Raw genomic sequence first — 22,701 nt, 5'->3', positions numbered from 1 at the left:
GCTAAAGCTCCTCGCCCCGCTCATCCGCGTCCTGAGCTATCGAAGGGCGGGCAGCTTCTCCCTTCGGAGAGAAAGCAAAATCCTTCCCCGTCGCCCATTCGGCCAGCATCAGACGCTGGGCGGCGGCGCGGGAGAAGTTCAGCGTCACCGATTTGCGTGTGGCGGGCGGCAGACGATGTTCCGGCGCCTCGCGGATCATATGCGCGCCGTAGCCGTCCGAGAGGAAAAGCCCGCATTCCTGCGGAAAGATATCGAGCGGCACGTCTTTATGCGTCGCAAAGAACAGGCGATCGCAATGCAGGCGGTAATCCGGCCATTTGCGGTCGACGCGGAAATCCTCGATCGAGGATTTGATCTCGATGATCCAGATCTCACCTTTTTCGGAAAGGGTGATGAGGTCGGCGCGCCGTCCACTGGCGAGCGGCAATTCCGGCAAGACGGCATGGCGCATCTCGTGCAGTAATAATTGCACGCCCCTGCGTACAAGCATGGCCCGTTCCGATTGCCGGCCGTCAATTAACGGATTGTTATTGTAAACACTTAAAATCGTCATGAATTGCCTCAGGGACCGAACAAGCGTTGTTGCAAAAAAACCATGTCCCCTTAATTTGCGCGGCGGAGCTATTTTTGTCGCCCCGCACCAGCTTGCAAAGCTAAATTTAATAGAAAATAAACCGTAGTCAAAGATGGTCGATACCATCCCATTCCCTGTCACAACTCACCAAGAGACTTCCATGCGCATCCGCAATGCTATGACCGCACTCGGCCTTGTCGCAACGCTTGCCACGGCTGGTTATGCCACCACTGCCGCCGCCACGCCGACCGCTACCGCCAACTCCGCCTCCGACACCGTCAAGACGTTCGATAATGATTACGGCGTCACGAGCGACAACGGCTTCCAACTGCCGGCGATCCCGATTCAGAAGGTAAAGCCGCAGTTCCGCCGCCAGATCGTCTCCTACAAGTCGGACGAAACTCCGGGCACCATCATCGTCAATACCCGCGAGCGTCATCTTTATTACATCCTCGGCAACGGCGAAGCGATGCGCTACGGCATTGGTGTCGGCAAGCAGGGCTTTGCGTGGTCGGGCACCGCCTATGTCGCCTGGAAGCAGGAATGGCCGAGCTGGCATCCGCCGAAGGAAATGGCTGAGCGTCGTCCGGACATCGCCAAATATGTCGATACCGGCATGAACCCGGGCCTCGAAAATCCGCTCGGCGCCCGCGCCATGTATCTCTACAACGAGAAGGGCCAGGACACGCTGTTCCGCCTGCACGGCACGCCGGAATGGGCTTCGATCGGCACCGCCGCTTCCTCGGGCTGCATCCGCCTGATGAACCAGGACGTCATCGATCTCTACAACCGCGTTCTGCCGGGTCACAGCACCAAGGTCGTCGTGATCCAGTAATCGCTGGTATCGTTTGAAATTGAAAAGGCCGCCGGATCGATGTCCGGCGGCCTTTTGTTTGCGGAAAAGAGGCGATGCTATACCGCCCCACCCGCCCTCGTCCTTCGAGGCTTCGCCTTCGGCTGCGCACCACAGGATGAGGGCTGATCTTTTCCCCTAGCCGCAAGAGTCTCTCCACCTCATCCTAAGGTGCCTTGCCGTCGAAGCGCTAGCGCAGGCGACAAGGCCTCGAAGGATCGGGGTGGCCTCTGATGGAGAGAAGGGATCACCCCGCCTGCTTGGCCTTCAGTTCGATACGGCGGCGATGCAAGACCGGTTCGGTATAGCCGTTCGGCTGCTCGCGGCCCTTGAGGACGAGATCGAGCGCGGCCTGAAAGGCGACGGAGCCATCGAAACTGCCGGCCATCGGCCTGTAGAGCGGGTCGCCGGCGTTCTGCTGGTCCACGACGGCGGCCATGCGCTTCATGGTCTCGACGATCTGGGCTTCGGTGATGACCTTATGATGCAGCCAGTTGGCCATGTGCTGCGCCGAGATGCGCAGCGTGGCGCGATCCTCCATCAGGCCGATATTATTGATATCGGGCACCTTGGAGCAGCCGACGCCTTGATCGACCCAGCGAACGACATAGCCGAGAATCCCCTGGCAATTATTGTCGATCTCGCGCTGGATTTCTTCCGGCGTCCAGTTCGGGCGCGGCGCGACCGGCACAGACAGAATATCGGAGAGTTTGGCGCGGGTGCGGCTCTTTAGGCCCTGTTGGACCTCGGCGACGTTGACGCGATGATAGTGGGTGGCGTGCAACGTGGCGGCCGTCGGAGACGGCACCCAGGCGGTATTGGCGCCGGCCTTCGGATGCGCGATCTTCTGTTCCAGCATCGCCGCCATCAGGTCGGGCATGGCCCACATGCCCTTGCCGATCTGCGCATGACCGGAAAGGCCACATTCCAGGCCGATATCGACATTCCAGTTTTCATAGGCGGCGATCCAGGCCGCCTGTTTCATGTCGCCCTTGCGGATCATCGGACCGGCTTCCATCGAGGTATGGATTTCATCGCCGGTGCGGTCGAGGAAGCCGGTATTGATAAAGACGACGCGTTCGCTGGCTGCGCGGATCGCTTCCTTGAGATTGACCGTGGTGCGGCGCTCCTCGTCCATGATGCCCATCTTGATGGTGTTGCGCGGCATGCCAAGTACATCTTCGACGCGAGAGAATATCTCGACGGCAAAGGCGACTTCTTCCGGGCCATGCATCTTCGGTTTGACGACATACATGGAGCCGACGCGGGAATTCTTGCGGCGGCCATTCGGACCGACATCGTAGAGCGCGATCAAGGCGGTGATCATGGCATCCATGATACCCTCCGGCACTTCATGGCCGTCGCGGTCGAGGATCGCCGGATTGGTCATGAGGTGGCCGACATTGCGCACAAGCATCAGCGAGCGGCAATGCAGCTCGAAACTCGAGCCGTCGGGCGCCGTGTAGGTTACATCCGGATTGAGGTGGCGGGTGAAGGTCTTGCCGCCCTTGGAAACTTCCTCCGTCAGGTCGCCCTTCATGAGGCCGAGCCAATTGCGATAGACTTCGGCCTTGTCCTCGGCATCGACGGCCGCGATCGAATCTTCGCAGTCCATGATCGTAGTGATCGCCGATTCCAGCCGGACATCGGAAATGACAGCCGAATCGGCCTTGCCGATAGTGGTGCCGGCGTCGACGACGATCTCGATGTGAATGCCGTTATTCTTCAGCAGAATATGCGAGGGCGCGCTGGCGTCGCCGAGATAACCGGCGAAATGCTTGCCGTCGGCAAGAGCGACGACACCTTTCGTGCTTTCTATCGCCAATGCGCCGCCTTTGACGACGAAGCCGGTGACATCCTTCCAGCTCGCACCGGCAAGCGGCGCGGCGGTATCGAGAAAATCCCGCACCCAGGCGATGACTTTCTCTCCGCGCTTCGGATTGTAGCCCCTGCCCTTCTCGGCGCCGTCGGTCTCCGGGATCGCGTCGGTGCCGTAGAGCGCATCATAGAGCGAGCCCCACCGTGCGTTGGCGGCGTTCAGCGCATAGCGGGCGTTCATGACGGGGACGACGAGCTGCGGGCCGGCGATGGAGGCGATCTCAGGATCGACATTGGCGGTCGAGACCGAGAATGCGGGGCCTTCGGGAATGATGTAGCCGATTTCACGCAGAAAGGCTTCGTAGGCAGCCATGTCCACAGGCGCGCCGTTCCTGCGGTACCACTCGTCCAAGGTGGCCTGCATACGGTCGCGCTTGGCGAGCAGGTCGCTGTTCTTGGGGGCAAGGTCGTGCACGATCGCCGAAAAGCCGGCAAAGAAGGTATCCGGGTCGACACCGGACCCCGGCAAAGCCTCCTTGACCAGGAAATCATAAAGCACCGGTTCGATCTGAAGCCCGTTCTTGTCAATGCGGCTCATACCATCACTCCTCAGGCCGTCCTACGGCTCAATTTTTACATGCTGCCAGTTTGCGGGCGGTTTCGCTCTCCGTCAATTTGGCAATAATTCGAAAGATTTGTGCATTCTTAGAAATAATCAATCCGCAGCGATGCGCGGACGGCCGCTGGCAGTGGCAATGAAGCGGGCCTCGACAAGCTTGCGATTGCCCTCGATTTCAGGCGCATCGATCTGTTCGTCCATAGCTATGACGGGATCGGCGGCGCCATTCAGCCGCGCCTGCGTCATCGCCACCTCGATTGCCCTCTCCCGTGCCAGAGAAAAGGTCTTTTGCTCGTCCGTGAAACGCAGGGTCTCGCCCGCCCCGTTCAGCACATAGATGCCGTCCTCGGGCATGGTGACGAACACGGTGGCGCTGGCGCGAACCTGGCCGACCACGGCGCCGATCGCGTTGGCGACATCCGAATCGCCGGGAATGGCGCTCTCGCTAGCCAGCATTGCGGCGATGGCAGGGTAATAGACGGGGGCGGAGGCGCCGAGACCGACCAGGGGGCGGTCCAGCGAAACGGCGAAGCGAGCGATGCCGGGTGCGCGGCGAAGAGCGCGATCGATCGAGATCGATTTGGTGGGATCGAGATGGGTAACCCCGTCCTCGGCGAGGCAGGCGGCGAGGATGACATCGGCGGACTGCCGGGTCAGGCGATCGACGATCTTTTGCGCCAGCTCCTCCACCGACGCGGCAAGCGAGCGACCGGAACCATCCTTCATTCGCATTGCCAGCGCAAGGCCCAGCCGAGCCGCTTGCGCGTTCCATTGGTTTTGACGGCCGAGCACATGCATGGCATCCGACGGCGTCAGGCCACTGAGATGCACGAGGCCGCGGGCGACCAGGCGATCCAGGGTCGCTTTCAGCGATGTCGATGTCAGAAGCTGATCGAGCGGCAGGGGTATCGAGCCGATTTTATCGAACAGGGCCTGCTCCAAGGGCAGCAAACCGCTCGCCAGATGATTCGGTACGCCGGTGCGCACGGCAAAGCGGCCGACATTGCGGCCAAGATGCGGCGCGCGCAACTGCTGTTCCAGCACGCCAAGCACCGCTTCGCCATGCATATGCGCAACAAGGCTGAGCGGCAGCAGGCGGCGCGGTCCGAGTTCGAAGGCGGCGACAAGGCCGCGGTCGTTAATCTTCACCTCGGAATCACCGCCAAGGCCATAGGTGCGCATGGCGACCGCTTCGACCATGGTGCGATAACCGCCGACCACGGCGCCATCAGCATCGAGCCGCGGCCGTCCGGCCTCCATCACGGCAACATCGGTGGTCGTGCCGCCGATATCTGACACCACAGCGTCGTCGAGACCGGTGAGATAGCGCGCGCCGACAAGGCTCGCCGCGGGTCCGGAAAGGATCGTCTCGATCGGCCGGAGCTTGGCTTCCGCGGCCGAGATCAATGCGCCGTCGCCGCGCACCACCATCATCGGCGCCTCGATCCCGCGTGTGGCGAGAAAGCCCTCGCAGGCGCCGACCAAACGGTCGATCATCGAAACAAGCCGGGCATTCAGAAGAGTCGTCAGTGCCCGGCGCGGCCCGCCGAGCTTGGAGGAGAGTTCGTGGCTGCAGGTGACCGGCAGATGGGAAATCTCGCGAATGCGATCCCGTACCCGGATTTCATGAGCCGGATTCCGCACAGCGAAATAGCCGGCGATCGCGAAGGACGAAACGCTGTTCGAAAGCTCCGGCAGCGCCTCTTCCAGAGCGCTCAGATCGAGTGGGTTCTCGTTGCCATGGACATTGTGACCACCGGGCAGGAACAGCACTGGATCGGACCCCAGCGCCTCGGCAAGGCCATCACGCTTCAGATCGTCGGGAGCAAAACCGATCATCACCAATCCGGCGCGGCCGCCCTGCCCTTCGACGAGGGCGTTGGTGGCGAGCGTCGTCGACAGCGATACAAGACCGATAGCGGAAACCGGAATGGCAGCCTTGGCGATGACTGCATCGACAGCGCCGGCGATACCGACAGCCAGATCATGCCGCGTGGTTAGCGATTTTGCCTTGGCGATAACGCCATCGGTTTCATGGAAGAGAACGGCATCGGTATAGGTTCCACCGGTATCGATGCCGAGCAGGAAATGAGATGTCACGCTGATATCTAACCTTTTGAACGGGAGTGATGCTGTTATTGCACCCTTCCCGCCTGATCCGCTAGCTGCGAAGCGGCAAAAACAATTCTACCGTCTGGTCACCCACATCGGCAGCCCGCCTTGCGGCTGTGTCGTCAGTTTCTGCACCGGCCAGGGATTCGTCTTGTCGGTCACGTCGAAACGGAAGCGGTGCATCATCACGGCAAGGGCGATGACGGCTTCCTGCAGGGCGAAGGTGGCGCCGATGCAGACGCGCGGCCCGGCGCCGAAGGGCAGGTACTGGAAGCGGTTGATTTTGCCGCGGTTTTCCGGAAGGAAGCGTTCAGGCATGAAGGCGCGCGGCTTGTCCCAATAAAGCTCATGGCGATGCAACGTCCACGGCATGATCAGCACGGTGATATCGGCCGGAATCTCTACGCGCTCCCCGCTTGGACTTGTCCATTCATCGTCGGCAATCGCGGCGCGGTTGATGGATGGCGCCGGCGGATAGAGCCGCATCGCCTCCTCGAAGGCGGCGCGGACGTTCGGCATCAGGTCGAGCCAGGCGACGGGCTCGGCCCCGCTGGCGAGCACCCGGTCGATCTCTGTTTCCATGGTTTCGCGGACATGCGGGGTGTTGGCGACGCAGTAGATCGTCCAGGCGAGCGCCCTCGCCGTCGTCTCATGGCCGGCGCCGATGAAGGTGAGGATATTGTCCTCGATCTCGTCCATGGTCAGGCCGTCCGGGCCGGCCTTTTCCAACAGCAGCGTCAGGAAATCGTCGGGAGCGCTGGCGCGATTCCTGCGCATCTTGTCGAGACGAAGATCCATCGTCTTGCGAACAATGCCGCGAAACTTGTCGAGCACCTTCTGGCCGCCGATCCGGGTTACGCGCGGCACCCAGGAAGGGGCGCGCAGAAGGTCCATCGGGTCAACGCGGCCCATGCGATGCAGAAGCTGATTGACGTCGTCGGCAAAATGGCCGCTTTCGGTGACGATCTCGCCGGAAAACAGCGTTTCGGCGAGGATAGCGAAGGTAAGCTCGGTCATATCGATGGCGATATCGAAAACCTTGCCGTCGCTGCCGGCCTCCTCGTATTTGCGGACATAGGCTTCGCTCTGGCTCAGCATCTGGCCGGCAAAGCCCTGGGCATGGCGCGGCGTGAAGACCGGCGCCACGGCCTTGCGCGAGCGCTTCCAGACCTGGCCTTCAGCCGTCAGCAGTCCATCGCGCAGGATCGGCCGGAGCACGAGCTGGCGAATCTCCGACATGCGGTAATTGGAGGCATTGTCGACCAGCACATGCTTGATCAGGCCGGGATCATTGACGATCAGCGTGCGCTCGCGAAAGAAGCGCGTCATGATCCACGGCAGCGTATAGGAAGGCTCGCCCCATAATTCCAGCGGATTGCGCAGGATGGTGCGGATGATTGTCAGTCGCGACGGCGGGACGGTGCGCGGTGTCGGGGCTGGCGGAGAGAAGGCTTCCGGGATCATATCCATGAGATCCAATTTCCTCGAAAACCTTATTTCCCGACGGCTCCCGAAGTTTAGAGCAGCGACTTCAGATCGTCCAGCTTATCATTGATAAGCCAGCCGTAGTAATTTTCCTCCGGCCAGACCGGCTGTGCCGCTCCCCGGTTCTTGGCGGCGAGCGCCGCAGCGCGCTGGCGGGAATTGCCGACATTGTAGAGCGTCGCCGTGATGCCAGGATTGCCCGAAATGTCCATGCCGGCGATCGAACGGTAGTCGTCGATCGACTTGCGGATCGAGGCGGCAACGAAGGCGAGCGACAGATCCGGATCCATGATGGCCTTGTAGACGCTGCCGGCATCCTTTTCATCCAGCTTCGGAATGCCGGACGTGCTGCTGACGAGATCGGAAAGTTCAAGCGCCGTCAGCGGATTGACCTGACCGAGGCCGAAGGTCTGGCCGGCATAAAAGGGCTGGAAGAACACGGCGCTGAAACGATTGTCCGGGAAGGATTTGCCACCGACCTTCTTGCCGCGGAAGTCGCTATCCCAAACGTCTTCGCGGCAGGTCCAGAGGCTGTAGGAATCCCTCTTGCCGTTGCAGGCATCGAATTGAGGCCGGGCGACGAAATCGTCGACGCTTTCGCCGTCATAGGCAAAGCGGAAGCTCTGGCCGGCGTAGGAGGCGGCTTTGACGTAATACGACTGCAGGCCATCATAGGCGTCGACGTTATAGGTATGTTCGCCGACCAGCGCGCCGATGATGTGGATGGGATCGATGCCGTAGGCGCGCGCCGTCGACTTGATCTTCGACATCAGCCGCGTGTCGGTCGCCAGCAGTTCGTGAACCTTCTGGTATTTGCGCTCGAAAGTGGAATTCGTGCCCTTGGTGCGGCGCACGGAGGCACCGGGGATTGCCGGCTGCTCGGCGTTGCGATTGCCCGGCGGCACCATGGCCGCTGCATCCGCATAGGCCGGGATCCAAGAGAGGCTGACAACCGCCAGAAGAAGGGTGATCAGAATGCGTCGCACGATGGCTGCCCTGTCGAAGTTTCATCCGATGTTTCCATGCGGCTGCCTGACGGACAATCTTGGCCGAATAAAGCCATTCCACGCAAAGAAACGGGCCCCTAACTAAAAAGTTAACGGCCCGCTGTCGAGTGATTAATATGTCAAGATGCGGCCACTAGAGCACGGTGCGTTCATTTTGAATGCACAAAAGCCGCTCCAGCTTTTTGAATCTAGAGCATCCCTTAGAGAATGAAGCGCGACAGGTCGGTGTTGCTGGCGAGATCGCCAACGTGTTCACGCACATAGTCGGCATCGATGGTCACCGACACGCCGGCTCGATCCGAAGCGTTGTAGGAGATATCGTCCAGCACCCGCTCCATCACCGTCTGCAGGCGGCGGGCGCCGATGTTCTCGACGGTGGAGTTGAGATGCACGGCGACATCGGCCAAAGCGTCGATCGCATCATCCGTGAAGTCGAGCTTCAGATTTTCCGTCTCCATCAGCGCCTTGTACTGGCGGATGAGGCTGGCTTCCGGCTCCGTCAGGATGCGGCGGAAATCCTCCTTGCTGAGCGGCTTCAGCTCGACACGGATCGGTAGACGACCCTGCAATTCCGGCAGGAGGTCCGAAGGCTTCGACACATGGAATGCGCCTGAGGCGATGAAGAGGATGTGATCGGTCTTCACCGGACCATATTTGGTCGCAACCGTCGTGCCTTCGACCAGCGGCAGCAGGTCGCGCTGCACGCCTTCGCGCGAGACGCCGGCACCCATGCCGCCGTCGCGAGCGGCGATCTTGTCGATCTCGTCCAGGAAGACGATGCCATCATTCTCGGCCGATTGCACCGCTTCGCGCTGGATCGCCTCGTTGTCGATCAGCTTGTCGGACTCGTCGCGGATCAGTTCCTTGTACGAATCCTTCACCGTGGTGCGCACCTTCTTGGTGCGGCCGCCCATGGCCTTGCCGAACATTTCGGAGAGGTTGAGCACGCCGATATTGGCGCCGGGCATGCCGGGAATTTCGAAGCCGGGCATGCCGGAACCGCTGTCGGCAACTTCGATGTCGATTTCCTTGTCGTCCAGTTGGCCCTCGCGCAGCTTCTTGCGGAAGCTGTCGCGCGTTGCCGGCGAGGCGGTAGCGCCTACCAGGGCGTCGAGCACCCGCTCTTCCGCGCTCATATGCGCCTTGGCCTGAACTTCGGCGCGCTTCTTTTCGCGCGCCAGGCCGATGCCGACTTCGACGAGATCGCGAACGATCTGTTCGACGTCGCGACCGACATAGCCGACTTCGGTGAATTTCGTCGCTTCCACCTTGATGAAGGGCGCTCCGGCGAGCTTGGCGAGGCGACGGGAGATTTCCGTCTTGCCGACGCCGGTCGGGCCGATCATCAGGATGTTCTTGGGCATGACTTCGTCGCGCAGATCGGGCTCTAGCTGCTGGCGGCGCCAACGGTTGCGCAGTGCAATCGCCACGGCGCGTTTGGCCTCATGCTGGCCGACAATATAGCGGTCGAGTTCGGAAACGATCTCGCGGGGGGAAAAAGTGGTCATTTCGTGTACTTCCCGTCAGGGCTAGAAACAATCAAGAGAGGAATTAGGACTCGGCGTCGAGCGTTTCGACCACCACATTGTGATTGGTATAGACGCAGATGTCAGCGGCGATGTCGAGCGCCCGGCGGGCAACGTCTTCGGCCGACTTGTCCGTATCCATCAGAGCGCGTGCGGCGGCGAGCGCAAAATTGCCGCCGGAGCCGATTGCCATGGCGCCGTGTTCCGGCTCGAGCACATCGCCGTTGCCGGTGACGGCAAGCGTCACTTGTTTGTCGGCAACCAGCATCATCGCTTCGAGATTGCGCAGGTATTTGTCGGTGCGCCAATCCTTGGCGAGCTCGACGGCGGCGCGCATCAACTGGCCGGGATATTGTTCGAGCTTCTTTTCAAGCCGCTCGAGCAGCGTAAAGGCATCGGCGGTCGCGCCGGCAAAACCGGCAATCACATCACCCTTGCCGATGCGGCGAACCTTGCGGGCATTGCCCTTCATAACGGTCTGGCCAAGGCTGACCTGGCCATCGCCAGCAATCACTACCTTGCCGCCCTTGCGAATAGTTACAATTGTCGTCATCTAAACACCTGTTTGCCCCCATATTGGCGGGCTTTCTGCCGGGCCGCGTTTCGGCCCCGTCAGCACCTATGTAAGAGGGGTTTTTACGATTGCAAATGGCCGTTATTTCGGAAGGATGCATGTAAGCCGGCTAGATAAGTCTATACTGACTTAACTTCTGGATATTTGCGGATGTGCCTGATAAGGAACGGCCGTCAATCCCGATGGAGCAGCCCATGGCAGAGACCGCAGCGAGCCGCACGGCAAGCGTTTCCCGCAAGACCAACGAGACCTCGGTCTCGGTGTCCGTCAATATCGACGGCAGCGGCAAGTCGACGATTTCGACAGGCGTCGGTTTCTTCGACCATATGCTGGAGCAGCTTTCGCGGCATTCGCTGATCGACATGGAGATCGACACCAAGGGTGACCTGCATGTCGACGATCACCACGCGGTCGAAGATACGGGCATCGCCATCGGCCAGGCCATTGCCAAGGCACTGGGCGACCGGCGCGGCATCACGCGTTATGCTTCGATCGATCTCGCCATGGATGAAACCATGACGAAGGCGGCGGTCGATCTGTCCGGCCGGCCCTTCCTCGTCTGGAACGTCGCCTTCAGCGCCCCGAAGATCGGCACTTTCGATACGGAACTGGTGCGTGAATTCTTCCAGGCTTTAGCGCAGAATGCCGGCATCACGCTGCATATCCTCAACCATTATGGCGCCAACAATCACCATATTGCCGAGACATGCTTCAAGGCCGTTGCCCGCGCGCTGCGCACGGCAACCGAGATCGATCCGCGGCAGGCAGGCCGGGTGCCTTCGACGAAGGGCACCCTCGCCTGAGCCCCGTCACGGGGGAAGTGAAGAGATGGCAAGCTATTTGATTTTGACGCCACCCGGAGGAACGGACAAAGACCAGGTGAGAACCCGCTTCATTCGCGACGGCTTTTCCTGGATGGCGTTCTTGTTTCCGACGTTGTGGATGCTTTTTCACCGGCTGTGGCTGCAGGCCATCGCGGCCTTTCTGCTGGAGGGCATTGGCTGGGAATTGATCCGCCGGCCGGAACTCTTCGCCGCCGGCGTTGCAATCCTACTCGGCGTGCGCATCCTCGCCGCACTCGAAGGCAGCCATGCCGCCTACCGCAACCTTGTTGCGGGCGGCTGGAGGATGGAAGGTCTGGTTTCGGCTCCCAATCTGGCGGCGGCCGAGGAGATCCATTTCTCTGAAATCCAGCCGAAAGCCGAGGAGAATATCCCTTCAGACAATTGGGATATTCCCTCCCATCCAAACAATAGCTCAAGCCAGAGCGGACCGAGTTTCGGCCTTCCTGGCTATGATGGAGGACGCTGACTGTGCGCGTCGCGATTATCGACTACGGCTCGGGCAACCTGCGCTCGGCCACCAAAGCCTTCGAACGCGCGGCCCGCGAAGCCGGTATCGACACCGAAATCGATCTCACCGACGATGCAGAGCGTGTCGCCACCGCCGACCGCATCGTGCTTCCCGGCGTCGGCGCCTATGCCGACTGCCGCCGCGGGCTCGACGCCGTTTCCGGCATGGCCGATGCGGTGATCGATGTCGTGGAACATAAGGGCCGCCCTTTTCTCGGCATCTGCGTCGGCATGCAGCTTATGTCGTCGCGCGGGCTGGAAAAGACGATCACGCAGGGGTTTGGCTGGATCAAGGGCGACGTCAAGGAGATGACGCCGGATGATCCGACGCTGAAAATCCCGCAGATCGGTTGGAACACGCTGGATCTCCGGCACCCGCATCCGCTCTTCGACGGCATTCCGACCGGGCCTAACGGGCTGCACGCCTATTTCGTGCATTCCTACCATTTGGCCGCCGATCACGCCGATGATGTCATCGCCACGACCAGCTATGGCGGCGCGATGACCGCCTTCGTCGGCCGCGACAATATGGCCGGCTCGCAGTTCCACCCGGAAAAAAGCCAGAAACTCGGCCTCGCCCTGATTGCCAATTTCCTGCGCTGGAAGCCATGACGCTTCGCGCTTTAAGGACCAAGACATGATTCTCTTTCCCGCCATCGACCTCAAGGACGGGCAATGCGTGCGCCTCAAGCTCGGCGACATGGAGCAGGCGACCGTCTACAACCCCGATCCGGCCGCGCAAGCCAAGGCCTTCGAGGATCAGGGCTTCGGATGGCTGCATGTCGTCGATCTCAACGGCGCCTTTGCCGGCGAGACCGTCAACCGCGCGGCTGTCGATGCCATCCTCAAGGCGACGAAGAACCCGGTGCAGCTCGGCGGCGGCATCCGCACGCTCGACCATATCGAAAACTGGCTGTCGCGCGGGCTTGCTCGCGTTATCCTCGGCACAGTCGCCGTGCGCGATCCGGCGCTCGTCGTTGAAGCCTGCCGGAGGTATCCGGGACACATCGCGGTTGGCATCGACGCCAAGGGCGGCAAGGTGGCGGTCGAGGGCTGGGCGGAAGCCTCCGAACTCGGCGTTATCGAACTGGCAAGGAAATTCGAAGGCGTCGGCGTCGCCGCGATCATCTATACCGACATCGACCGCGACGGCATTCTGACCGGCATCAACTGGGCTTCGACCCTGGAACTGGCCGAAGCCGTTTCCATCCCGGTCATCGCCTCCGGCGGCCTTGCTTCGTTGGACGATATCCGTCGCATGCTCGAACCGGACGCCCGCAAACTGGAAGGTGCGATTTCCGGCCGCGCGCTTTATGATGGCCGCATCGACCCGGCGGAAGCACTGGCCCTGATCAAGCAGGCCAAGGAGGCAGCGCAATGACCCTGAAAGCCCGCGTCATCCCCTGCCTCGACGTCAAGGACGGCCGTGTCGTCAAGGGTGTCAATTTCCTCAACCTCGTCGATGCCGGCGACCCGGTCGAGGCGGCCAAGGCCTATGATGCCGCCGGCGCCGACGAGCTGTGTTTCCTCGACATCACAGCTTCCTCCGACAATCGCGAAACCATTTTCGATGTCGTCGCCCGCACTGCCGAGCAATGCTTCATGCCTGTGACGGTCGGCGGCGGCGTCCGTACCATCGCCGATATCCGCAAGCTGCTGCTTTGCGGCGCTGACAAGGTCTCGATCAACTCGGCCGCCGTCAACAATCCGGATTTCGTCGCCGAAGCGGCCGACAAGTTCGGCAATCAATGCATCGTCGTCTCGATCGATGCCAAACGGCGGCGCACCGAGGCCCTCGGCGGCGACAATATGAGCGCGTGGGAGATCTATACCCATGGCGGCCGCAACGCGACCGGCATCGACGCCGTCGATTTTGCCCGCAAGATGGTCGAGCGCGGCGCCGGCGAACTCCTCGTCACCTCGATGGATCGCGACGGCACCAAGGTCGGCTACGACCTGGAGCTGACGCGGGCGATCGCAGATGCCGTGCGCGTTCCGGTGATCGCATCCGGCGGCGTCGGCGATCTCGACGATCTCGTGGCTGGCATCAAGGAAGGCCATGCGACGGCCGTGCTCGCCGCTTCGATTTTCCACTTCGGCACCTATTCGGTCGGCGAAGCGAAGCATTATATGTCTGAGCATGGTATCGCCATGCGGCTCGATTAGGAAGGGATGGGACGGATGAGCGGATTTACCCTTTCCGACCTTGAAAAAATCGTCGATGTCAGGTCCAAGGCCTCGCCGGAGGACTCCTGGACGGCGAAGCTTTACGCCGCCGGCCAGCCGAAGGCGGCAAAGAAGCTGGGCGAGGAAGCGATCGAGGCCGTCATGGCGGCGGTGACCGGCGACCGCGACAACCTCACCTGTGAGGCAGCCGATTTGCTTTATCACCTTATGGTCGTATTGAAGATAGCAGGCATTCCGTTGCAGAATGTCATGGGTGAGCTCGAAAGGCGCACCGCTCAATCCGGCCTTCAGGAGAAGGCCAGCCGGTAGAATGCGATGACGATAGCGACCCAAACCCTGCCTGCGCACGAGACGCTCGATATTTTTGAGGCAAAAGCCTATTCGCCCTACCATTTCTTTTCTTCGGAAGAATGGGCGAACTTCCGAGCCGATACACCGCTGACGCTGACGGCTGACGAAGTGACGCGGTTGCGTTCCATGGGCGACCCGATCGATCTTGACGAAGTCCGGCGCATCTACCTTTCCCTATCGCGCCTGCTGTCCTCGCATGTGGAATCCTCGCAGATCCTCTTCGAGCAACGCAACCGGTTTCTCAGCCTCTCCGACGTCGCCAAAACACCCTTCGTCATCGGCATCGCCGGCTCCGTCGCCGTCGGCAAATCCACCACGGCCCGTATCCTGAAGGAATTGCTGCGCCGCTGGCCGTCCAGCCCGAAAGTGGATTTGATCACCACCGACGGCTTCCTGTTTCCGAATGCCGAATTGCAGCGGCGCAACCTGATGCAGCGCAAAGGCTTTCCGGAAAGCTATGATACCGCAGCCCTCCTGCGCTTCCTCTCGGCGATCAAGGCCGGACAGCCGGATGTCAAGGCGCCTTGCTACTCGCATCTCGTCTATGACGTGCTGCCGGACGAATACAAGACGGTCGACCGGCCGGATATCCTGATCTTCGAGGGGATCAACGTTCTGCAATCGCGACACCTGCCGGCAGATGGCAAGATCGTGCCGATGGTGTCTGATTTCTTCGATTTCTCGATCTATATCGATGCCGATGAGCATCTGATCCATAACTGGTACGTTGCCCGCTTCATGAAGCTGCGCGAAACCGCCTTCCGCGATCCTAACTCCTTCTTCCACCGCTACGCCTCGATCACCGAGGAAGAGGCAATCGCGACCGCCGAGGGGCTGTGGAAGAACATCAACCTGAAGAACCTGCGCCAAAACATCCTGCCAACCCGCCCGCGCGCGGATCTCATCCTGCAGAAAGGCAGAAATCATCTGATCGAACAGGTGGCGTTGAGGAAGCTTTAGAAACCTACGGGTTCACCCGCCTCAAAGTCAGGTTTATCCGCCCGCCGTTCTTCAGCAGCGTCGATGTTGCCGGGTAGATGCGGTCGACGCCATGAAAGCAAAGTCTGCCTTCCCCGCCGAGAACGACGATATCACCGCTGGAAAGCTTGAAAGATAGCGTACGATCATTGCGGTTGAGACCGCCCACCCGAAAGAGGCAGCTATTGCCAAGCGAGATCGACAGCACGGGTGCATCGAGGTCCTGTTCGTCGCGATCCTGGTGCAGGCCCATGCGGGCATCGTCATCGTAGAAATTGACCAGGCAAGCTTCCGGCGTCTTTTCATAGCCAGCTATATCATTCCAGAGATCGAGCAGTTGCGGCGGCATCCCAGGCCAGGGTTTGCCGGTCACCGGATGCGTCTGCTGGTAGCGATAGCCGCGCTGTTTGTCAGTCACCCAGCCAAGCGGTCCGCAATTCGTCATGCGCACGGACATTTCCTTGCCCGTGCCGGGCATCGCCGGTGTGTAAAGCGGCGCTTCGGCGACGACGGCGCGGATGGTCTCGACCAGCGCTTCCTGCGTGGGGCGGTCGAGATAACCGGGGAGATGACGAATTCCGTTGGGTAGGAGCATTTTTGTTTCCTGCGGTGGTGCCAGTCAGGTTATGCCATCCCCATACGGGCGGACTAGGACCATTTTTCCTCGCGCGCAACGAACCCCATCATCCGCCCTTTCGGGCACATTCTCCCCGAGGGGAGAAGGGGTTGGCGGTCCATTTCGCCAATAAACTGAAACGGCTGCGGTAGTCATCCCCTCTCCCCTCGGGGAGAGGGCTAGGGTGAGGGGGCTGGCGCGGAATGACCCTCTCCAACAAACACAGAGATAACCCAACCAAAGCAAAACTGCAGCCCGAAAACCTAGTCACCGCCGACCTTGCCGCGCATCTTCTTGACCTCTGAGCGCCCGGATTTCTCCTTCAGGCGCCGTTCGATCGAACCCTTTGTCGGCTTGGTTTTCTTGCGCGGCGGCGGCGGCGGTGCGGCGGCTTCGAGGATCAGCTCCTTCAGGCGCTCGCGGGCATCCTCGCGATTGCGGTCCTGGCTGCGGAAGCGGCTGGCTTCGATCATCAATACGCCGTCCTTGGAGACGCGCCGGCCGGCGAGGCGGATAGCGTTGGCCTTCACACGATCGTTCAGGGACGGCGAATTCGGAATATTGAAGAACAACTGGACAGCGGTCGCGACCTTGTTGACGTTCTGCCCGCCGGGACCGCCCGCCAGAACGAATTGTTCCGTCAGTTCCCATCCGGCAATGGTGATCCGGTCGTTGATGTAAAGCGCGTCGCTGGCCATGATTTTCTCCGCGCCCGTCTATCCCATATTGGCGGGCGGTTGAAAATATGGTTGTGGCGAGTTTGGGGCCACTTCGCCCTTCGCAGCATTTCTGCGCCATGCGCCGACAAGCGCCTCAAGGTGAGGTGGAGAGTTGCTGCGCGTCAGGCGAGAGGACTAGCCCTCATGACGAGGAGGCCCGTAGGGCCGTCTCGAACCACGAGGGCGAGTGGCAGGTTTCACGTGAGTCATTGTCTCTATATGGCGGATCACTCCGCCGCGACGCGCATCCCCGGCGCCGCATCACGGACATTGCCGTCGACATGGCTTTCGAACTTGGCGAAGTTGGAGACGAACATCTGCACCAGCTTGGCTGCCTGGACATCATAGGCCTGGCCATCGGCCCAGGTGGAGCGTGGATCGAGAATGGCGCTGTCGACGCCTGCGACGGCAACCGGCACCGCAAAGCCGAAATTCGGATCGATGCGGAACTCGACATTGTCGAGATCACCCTTCAAAGCAGCCGCCAGCAGAGCGCGCGTCGCCTTGATCGGCATGCGCCGGCCCGTGCCGTAGGCGCCACCGGTCCAGCCCGTATTGACGAGCCAGCAGCGCGCGCCGTGGCGGGCGATCTGATCCTTGAGCAGATTGCCGTATTCGGCCGGATGGCGCGGCATGAAGGGAGCGCCGAAGCAGGTCGAGAACGTGGCTTCCGGCTCTACGACACCCTTTTCCGTGCCGGCGACCTTGGCAGTGTAGCCGGAGAGGAAGTGGTACATCGCCTGTTCCGGCGTCAGCTTGGCGATCGGCGGCATGACACCGAACGCATCGGCCGTCAGCATGATGATCGTCTCCGGATGGCCGGTCATGCCGGATTCCGAAGCATTCGGGATGAAATGCAGCGGATAGGCGCTGCGGGTATTTTCCGTCAGCGAACCGTCGTCGAGATCCGGCACGCCGTGTTCGTCCAGCACGACATTTTCGAGCACCGTGCCGAAGCGGCGGGTCGTGTCGTAGATTTCCGGCTCGGCTTCGGCCGACAGACGAATGGTCTTGGCGTAGCAGCCGCCTTCGAAATTGAAGATGCCGTTTTCGCCCCAGCCATGCTCGTCGTCGCCGATCAGCGTGCGCGTCGGGTCGGCCGACAGCGTCGTCTTGCCGGTGCCCGACAGGCCGAAGAAGATCGCCGCGTCGCCGTCCGGGCCGACATTGGCCGAGCAGTGCATCGGCATGACGCCGCGTTCCGGCAAGAGGTAATTCAGGACGGTAAAGACCGATTTCTTCATTTCGCCGGCATAGGAGGTGCCGCCGATCAGCACGATGCCGTTGACGAGGTCGCAGGCGATCACCGTTTCCGTGCGGCAGCCATGGCGCTCCGGATCGGCGCGGAAGCTCGGCAGATCGATGATCGTCAGCTTCGGCACGAAGCTTTCCAACGCCGACCGCTCGGGGCGAATGAGCAGGTTGCGGATGAACAGCGAGTGCCATGCAAATTCGGTGACGACGCGCGTCGGCAGGGCGTAGTCCTGATCGGCGCCGCCGATGAGATCCTGCACGAAGAGGTCCTTGCCGTGCACATGCGCCAGCAGGTCCTTGTGCAGCAGCGCGAAATGTTCTGGCGACATCGGCTTGTTGTTGTCCCACCAGATCTGATCTTCCGTCACCGCGTTGCGGACGACGAACTTGTCCTTCGGCGAACGGCCGGTGTGTTGCCCAGTCAATGCTCTGAGTGCGCCATGAGCGGTCAGATCGGCTTCGCGCCGACGAATCGCTTCCTCGTAGAGATGAGCCTCCAAGAGGTTATAACGCACACTGGCGGCCGCTCCCAGGCCGATCGATTCGAGTTCGGTTGCGGGATTGCGGACGCCGAATTGCTCCATCGCTCTATTCCTCCACATGGCCTCAGCCGTTAAAACTAAATAAAGCGTAGAGGCGTCTTTTTAAAAGCACAAGAGCGCAGAGAAAGAAAAAATGAATGATATCATGTATTTAATCGATTTAAATAATTTTTGATATTTTTAAATCGTTTGAATAAGTGTCATCGAGACGTTTCGTCACACAACTCATGGTTCACGGTTTGCGCGTCCGGCAATCCGCCTCTTTATCTTTGCCACAATTTGTTCCACCTTTATCCCCATAAGCGCGCCAGGTTATCGCCAACGAGCTGGCAAGCCACCTGGGCTGGATTTCACATCCGGGAGAGACGCGCACTGATGACGGAGACGAACACCATGTTGACAATCGCGCTCGTTGATGACGACCGCAATATCCTGACTTCCGTGTCGATTGCCTTGGAGGCCGAGGGATATAAGGTAGAGACCTATACCGACGGCGCTTCGGCGCTCGACGGGTTGCTGGCCCGGCCGCCGCAACTGGCGATCTTCGATATCAAGATGCCGCGCATGGACGGCATGGAGCTTCTGCGCCGCCTGCGGCAGAAGTCCGATCTGCCGGTGATCTTCCTGACCTCGAAGGACGAAGAAATCGACGAACTCTTCGGCCTGAAGATGGGCGCCGACGACTTCATCACCAAGCCTTTCTCGCAGCGTCTGCTGGTCGAGCGGGTCAAGGCCGTGCTCCGCCGCGCCTCCGCTCGTGAAGCTGCCAACGCGGCCAACAGCGGCGCGGCCGCGAAGCCCGGCGCCGCGCAACAAGCCCGCTCGCTGGAGCGCGGCCAGCTTGTCATGGACCAGGAACGCCATACCTGCACCTGGAAGGGCGAACCGGTGACGCTGACCGTCACCGAGTTCCTGATCCTGCATTCCCTGGCGCAGCGCCCCGGCGTCGTAAAAAGCCGCGATGCCTTGATGGATGCCGCCTATGACGAGCAGGTCTATGTCGACGACCGCACCATCGACAGCCACATCAAGCGGCTTCGCAAGAAATTCAAGATGGTCGATCTCGATTTTGATATGATCGAAACGCTGTATGGAGTCGGCTACCGCTTCCGCGAAGCGGCCTAAAGCCGGAGGATTTCAGGTCGATCGACCTGAAATCCGAATCCGCTCCAGATTCAAAGAATAGAGCATGATGTCGTCCGAAATCCCCTGGCACTTTTCGGCATCATGCTCGGATAGTTCACTGGACCATGCGGCGGACAATGGAATAAGAGCATGCGGACAGGATCGCTGATCCTGTTCTTCGAAAGGGCCGTTGGCTTGGCACAACTGGTGCAAGATAGAGATATCGACGACACGGAAAGCCCGAGCGACGTCAGAATCGCCCGCCGCCGGTGGACTCACCCTTTCACGCTGATCCGCCGCATCTTCGGCAATGCCGTCTTCTCGAGCCTGACGCGGCGGATTCTGTTCTTCAATCTCGCCGCCCTCGTCGTTCTCGTCGGCGGCATTCTCTATCTCAATCAGTTCCGCGAGGGCCTGATCGACGCCCGCGTCGAGAGCCTGCTGACGCAGGGCGAAATCATCGCCGGCGCCGTCTCTGCATCGGCCTCGGTCGATACCAATTCCATCACCATCGACCCGCAGAAGCTCTTGGAACTGCAGGCCGGACAGAGCATCACGCCCGTTCCGAACGATGAGGATCTGGAATTCCCGATCGATCCGGAGAAGGTGGCGCCGGTGCTAACGCGGCTGATCTCGCCGACGCGCACCCGCGCCCGCATCTTCGATGCCGACGCCAATCTGCTGCTCGACAGCCGTCACCTCTATTCGCGCGGCCAGGTGCTGCGCTACGATCTGCCGCCGGTGGAAGACGCGGCACAGAGCTGGTCGGACTGGTTCAGCGGCCTGCTCAACAAGATGCTGCAGCCGGGCAACCTGCCGGTTTATAAGGAAGCGCCGGGCGGTGACGGTTCGATCTATCCGGAAGTGATGAACGCGCTCACCGGCGTGCGCGGCGCCGTGGTGCGCACCACGGAAAAGGGCGAGCTGATCGTCTCGGTCGCCGTGCCGATCCAGCGCTTCCGCGCCGTGCTCGGCGTCTTGCTTTTGTCGACGCAGGCCGGCGATATCGACAAGATCGTCCATGCCGAACGTCTGGCGATCATGCGCGTCTTCGGCGTCGCGACATTGGTCAACGTCGTACTGTCGCTGCTTTTATCCTCGACCATCGCCAATCCGCTGCGCCGGCTTTCGGCAGCCGCCATCCGCGTGCGCCGCGGCGGCGCGAAGGAGCGCGAGGAAATTCCGGATTTTTCGGCACGTCAGGACGAAATCGGCAATCTGTCGATCGCGCTGCGCGACATGACCTCAGCGCTCTACGATCGTATTGACGCGATCGAAAGTTTTGCTGCCGACGTCAGCCACGAACTGAAGAACCCGCTGACATCGCTGCGCAGCGCCGTGGAGACGTTGCCGCTCGCCAGGAGCGAGGATTCCAAGAAACGGCTGATGGATGTCATCCAGCATGACGTGCGCCGTCTCGACCGGCTGATCAGCGATATTTCCGACGCATCCCGCCTCGATGCCGAACTTGCCCGCTCCGATGCCAAAACGCTCGACCTCGAAGTGCTGCTGCGCGACATGATCGATATTTCCCGCCAGGTCGGCCACACGAAGAAGGCGGTCGAGATCGATTACATCGTCGATCGCAAGCCCGGCGTGAAAACCAAGTTCACCATCGATGGCCATGATCTGCGTATCGGCCAGATCGTCACCAACCTCATTGAAAACGCCCGCTCCTTCGTTGCGAAGGACACCGGAAAGATTACGGTAAGGCTGACGCGCACGAGAACGCGCTGCGTCATCTATGTCGAGGACAACGGACCGGGCATCCAGGCGGAAAATATCGACCGCATTTTCGAGCGCTTTTATACCGACCGGCCGGAATCGGAAGGCTTCGGTCAGAATTCCGGTTTGGGCCTGTCGATCAGCCGGCAGATCGCCGAGGCGCATGGCGGGTCCCTGCGTGCTGAAAACATCGTCGACGGTGATGGCGCAGCGCTGCTCGGCGCCCGTTTCATCCTGTCGTTGCCGGCCGAAACACCGGCATGAGCCACAAAGCAACCAATATTCACGGGACGGCCATCGTCATCGGCAAGACCGGCCTGCTGTTTTTGGGGCCATCGGGCAGCGGCAAGTCCTCGCTTGCTTTCGCCTGCCTGGCGGCGGCCAAACCGCTTGGCGTTTCGGCAGCACTGGTCGCGGACGACCAGGTCTTCATCACGCAACGTGACGGTGCGGTCATTGCCGAATGCCCGGCTTCGATCGCCGGCATGATGGAGATCCGCTATACCGGCATCGTCCGGCTTCCCCATGTTTCTAACGCTGAAATGCATTTCGCCATATGCCCGGTCGATCCGGCAACGGCCGAGCGGCTCCCTCCCGAAGACGAACAGGTCGATGTAACTGAATCCATTCGCCTGCCCCTGATCCGCCTGTCGGCAGCATCGCCCAATCCGCTCGCCGTGATTATGGCGAAAAACCTCATCAATTTGGATTAATCGACCATTCAGGCCCCTGCAGGCGCCCAAATATCATATTTTAAGCTTGCACTTCGTCTTTTCATCGCCAAGATGTCCCCCCACCGGTGGACGACATTGCTGCATTGCGATATGGGCCACCTGTTTGTGTGCGATGGGAGCAGTAATATCATGATCGGACTTGTGCTTGTCACTCATGGCAAGCTGGCTGAAGAGTTTCGGCATGCCGTCGAGCATGTCGTTGGTCCGCAGAAGTTCATAGAGACGGTATGCATTGGTCCCGAAGACGACATGGACAAGCGCCGGCAGGACATCCTGCAGGCCGTTGCCGGCGCCGACGATGGGCACGGGGTCATCATTCTTACCGATATGTTCGGCGGCACTCCTTCCAATCTCGCGATCTCGGTCATGAATAGCGGCCATACGGAAGTTATTGCCGGTGTCAATCTGCCGATGCTAATAAAGCTTGCGGGCGTACGGGGCGACAACAACATGGAGAAGGCTCTGGTTGAAGCTTCCGAGGCCGGACGCAAATACATAAATGTGGCCAGCCGTGTACTCAGCGGCAAATGACGAGACAAGCATCCCGCCT

22 protein-coding genes are annotated in these 22,701 nt (G+C 60.6%); 12 read left to right on the top strand and 10 right to left on the bottom strand.

The window, feature by feature from the left end; translation table 11 throughout:
* Position 1: 1 nt before the first annotated feature.
* Positions 2 to 553, bottom strand: coding sequence for an MmcB family DNA repair protein (locus QDY28_RS10480; protein ID WP_331381625.1), 552 nt, complete (start codon positions 551 to 553; stop codon positions 2 to 4).
* A 181-nt stretch (positions 554 to 734) separates the two neighbouring features.
* Here QDY28_RS10480 and QDY28_RS10475 point away from each other — a divergent pair, with 181 nt between their 5' ends.
* Complete coding sequence (locus QDY28_RS10475) at positions 735 to 1,409, top strand: L,D-transpeptidase (protein ID WP_331381605.1); 675 nt, start codon at positions 735 to 737, stop codon at positions 1,407 to 1,409.
* Positions 1,410 to 1,674: 265 nt separating this feature from the next.
* Here QDY28_RS10475 and QDY28_RS10470 read toward each other — a convergent pair whose 3' ends face one another.
* The 6 genes from QDY28_RS10470 to hslV all read right to left on the bottom strand — a co-directional run bounded on the left by QDY28_RS10470 (position 1,675) and on the right by hslV (position 10,547).
* Complete coding sequence (locus QDY28_RS10470; protein WP_331381604.1) at positions 1,675 to 3,843, bottom strand: malate synthase G; 2,169 nt, start codon at positions 3,841 to 3,843, stop codon at positions 1,675 to 1,677.
* Positions 3,844 to 3,960: 117 nt separating this feature from the next.
* Positions 3,961 to 5,964, bottom strand: coding sequence for a hydantoinase/oxoprolinase family protein (locus QDY28_RS10465; RefSeq protein WP_331381603.1), 2,004 nt, complete (start codon positions 5,962 to 5,964; stop codon positions 3,961 to 3,963).
* An 87-nt stretch (positions 5,965 to 6,051) separates the two neighbouring features.
* Complete coding sequence (locus QDY28_RS10460) at positions 6,052 to 7,446, bottom strand: cytochrome P450 (RefSeq protein WP_331381602.1); 1,395 nt, start codon at positions 7,444 to 7,446, stop codon at positions 6,052 to 6,054.
* A gap of 47 nt (positions 7,447 to 7,493) precedes the next feature.
* Positions 7,494 to 8,447 (bottom strand): DUF1402 family protein, encoded by a 954-nt coding sequence (locus QDY28_RS10455; RefSeq protein ID WP_331381601.1) that lies wholly within the window; start codon positions 8,445 to 8,447, stop codon positions 7,494 to 7,496.
* Between the two features lie 221 nt (positions 8,448 to 8,668).
* A complete protein-coding gene (hslU, locus tag QDY28_RS10450; RefSeq protein WP_331381600.1) occupies positions 8,669 to 9,976 on the bottom strand; it encodes an ATP-dependent protease ATPase subunit HslU in 1,308 nt (435 codons plus the stop codon).
* A gap of 43 nt (positions 9,977 to 10,019) precedes the next feature.
* Positions 10,020 to 10,547, bottom strand: a complete 528-nt coding sequence (gene hslV, locus QDY28_RS10445; protein ID WP_331381599.1) for an ATP-dependent protease subunit HslV — start codon at positions 10,545 to 10,547, stop codon at positions 10,020 to 10,022.
* 215 nt (positions 10,548 to 10,762) lie between these two features.
* On the opposite strand from hslV, the gene hisB reads away from it, so the two are divergent.
* Genes hisB through coaA form a run of 7 tightly spaced genes read left to right on the top strand, consistent with a single transcriptional unit; the run spans position 10,763 to position 15,418 of the window.
* The gene (hisB, locus tag QDY28_RS10440; RefSeq protein WP_104821478.1) at positions 10,763 to 11,371 is read left to right on the top strand and encodes an imidazoleglycerol-phosphate dehydratase HisB; all 609 of its coding nucleotides are present in this window, start codon (positions 10,763 to 10,765) and stop codon (positions 11,369 to 11,371) included.
* Between the two features lie 25 nt (positions 11,372 to 11,396).
* Positions 11,397 to 11,879, top strand: coding sequence for a DUF2628 domain-containing protein (locus QDY28_RS10435; protein WP_331381598.1), 483 nt, complete (start codon positions 11,397 to 11,399; stop codon positions 11,877 to 11,879).
* A 2-nt stretch (positions 11,880 to 11,881) separates the two neighbouring features.
* Positions 11,882 to 12,532, top strand: a complete 651-nt coding sequence (hisH, locus tag QDY28_RS10430; RefSeq protein ID WP_331381597.1) for an imidazole glycerol phosphate synthase subunit HisH — start codon at positions 11,882 to 11,884, stop codon at positions 12,530 to 12,532.
* A gap of 25 nt (positions 12,533 to 12,557) precedes the next feature.
* The gene (hisA, locus tag QDY28_RS10425) at positions 12,558 to 13,301 is read left to right on the top strand and encodes a 1-(5-phosphoribosyl)-5-[(5-phosphoribosylamino)methylideneamino]imidazole-4-carboxamide isomerase (RefSeq protein WP_331381596.1); all 744 of its coding nucleotides are present in this window, start codon (positions 12,558 to 12,560) and stop codon (positions 13,299 to 13,301) included.
* Positions 13,298 to 14,086, top strand: a complete 789-nt coding sequence (gene hisF / locus QDY28_RS10420; protein WP_104821474.1) for an imidazole glycerol phosphate synthase subunit HisF — start codon at positions 13,298 to 13,300, stop codon at positions 14,084 to 14,086. Before hisA ends, hisF begins: the two co-directional genes overlap by 4 nt.
* Positions 14,087 to 14,101: 15 nt before the next feature.
* Positions 14,102 to 14,416, top strand: a complete 315-nt coding sequence (locus QDY28_RS10415) for a phosphoribosyl-ATP diphosphatase (protein WP_331381595.1) — start codon at positions 14,102 to 14,104, stop codon at positions 14,414 to 14,416.
* Positions 14,417 to 14,422: 6 nt separating this feature from the next.
* Positions 14,423 to 15,418 (top strand): type I pantothenate kinase, encoded by a 996-nt coding sequence (gene coaA, locus QDY28_RS10410; protein ID WP_331381594.1) that lies wholly within the window; start codon positions 14,423 to 14,425, stop codon positions 15,416 to 15,418.
* A gap of 4 nt (positions 15,419 to 15,422) precedes the next feature.
* Here the strand turns inward: coaA and QDY28_RS10405 are convergent, their stop codons facing one another.
* The 3 genes from QDY28_RS10405 to QDY28_RS10395 form a co-directional block, all read right to left on the bottom strand.
* A complete protein-coding gene (locus tag QDY28_RS10405) occupies positions 15,423 to 16,031 on the bottom strand; it encodes an alpha-ketoglutarate-dependent dioxygenase AlkB (RefSeq protein ID WP_331381593.1) in 609 nt (202 codons plus the stop codon).
* A gap of 284 nt (positions 16,032 to 16,315) precedes the next feature.
* Positions 16,316 to 16,750: an alternative ribosome rescue aminoacyl-tRNA hydrolase ArfB gene (arfB, locus tag QDY28_RS10400; protein WP_331381592.1), complete on the bottom strand. Its 435-nt coding sequence runs from the start codon at positions 16,748 to 16,750 to the stop codon at positions 16,316 to 16,318.
* A gap of 248 nt (positions 16,751 to 16,998) precedes the next feature.
* Positions 16,999 to 18,609 (bottom strand): phosphoenolpyruvate carboxykinase, encoded by a 1,611-nt coding sequence (locus QDY28_RS10395; protein WP_331381591.1) that lies wholly within the window; start codon positions 18,607 to 18,609, stop codon positions 16,999 to 17,001.
* A gap of 351 nt (positions 18,610 to 18,960) precedes the next feature.
* Here QDY28_RS10395 and QDY28_RS10390 point away from each other — a divergent pair, with 351 nt between their 5' ends.
* From QDY28_RS10390 to QDY28_RS10375, 4 genes are all read left to right on the top strand, one after another.
* Positions 18,961 to 19,692 (top strand): response regulator transcription factor, encoded by a 732-nt coding sequence (locus QDY28_RS10390; protein ID WP_331381624.1) that lies wholly within the window; start codon positions 18,961 to 18,963, stop codon positions 19,690 to 19,692.
* A gap of 195 nt (positions 19,693 to 19,887) precedes the next feature.
* The gene (locus tag QDY28_RS10385; protein WP_331381623.1) at positions 19,888 to 21,681 is read left to right on the top strand and encodes a sensor histidine kinase; all 1,794 of its coding nucleotides are present in this window, start codon (positions 19,888 to 19,890) and stop codon (positions 21,679 to 21,681) included.
* Positions 21,678 to 22,130, top strand: coding sequence for an HPr kinase/phosphorylase (locus QDY28_RS10380; RefSeq protein ID WP_331381590.1), 453 nt, complete (start codon positions 21,678 to 21,680; stop codon positions 22,128 to 22,130). Before QDY28_RS10385 ends, QDY28_RS10380 begins: the two co-directional genes overlap by 4 nt.
* Positions 22,131 to 22,280: 150 nt before the next feature.
* Positions 22,281 to 22,682 carry a PTS sugar transporter subunit IIA gene (locus QDY28_RS10375; RefSeq protein WP_004127534.1) on the top strand — a complete coding sequence of 134 codons (402 nt, stop codon included), beginning with the start codon at positions 22,281 to 22,283 and terminating at the stop codon, positions 22,680 to 22,682.
* The last annotated feature ends 19 nt before the right edge of the window (positions 22,683 to 22,701 follow it).

The organism is Rhizobium sp. BR 362, from assembly GCF_036528765.1.
Classification (GTDB): Bacteria; Pseudomonadota; Alphaproteobacteria; order Rhizobiales; family Rhizobiaceae; genus Rhizobium.
This window is presented reverse-complemented; position numbering and strand designations above follow the sequence as displayed.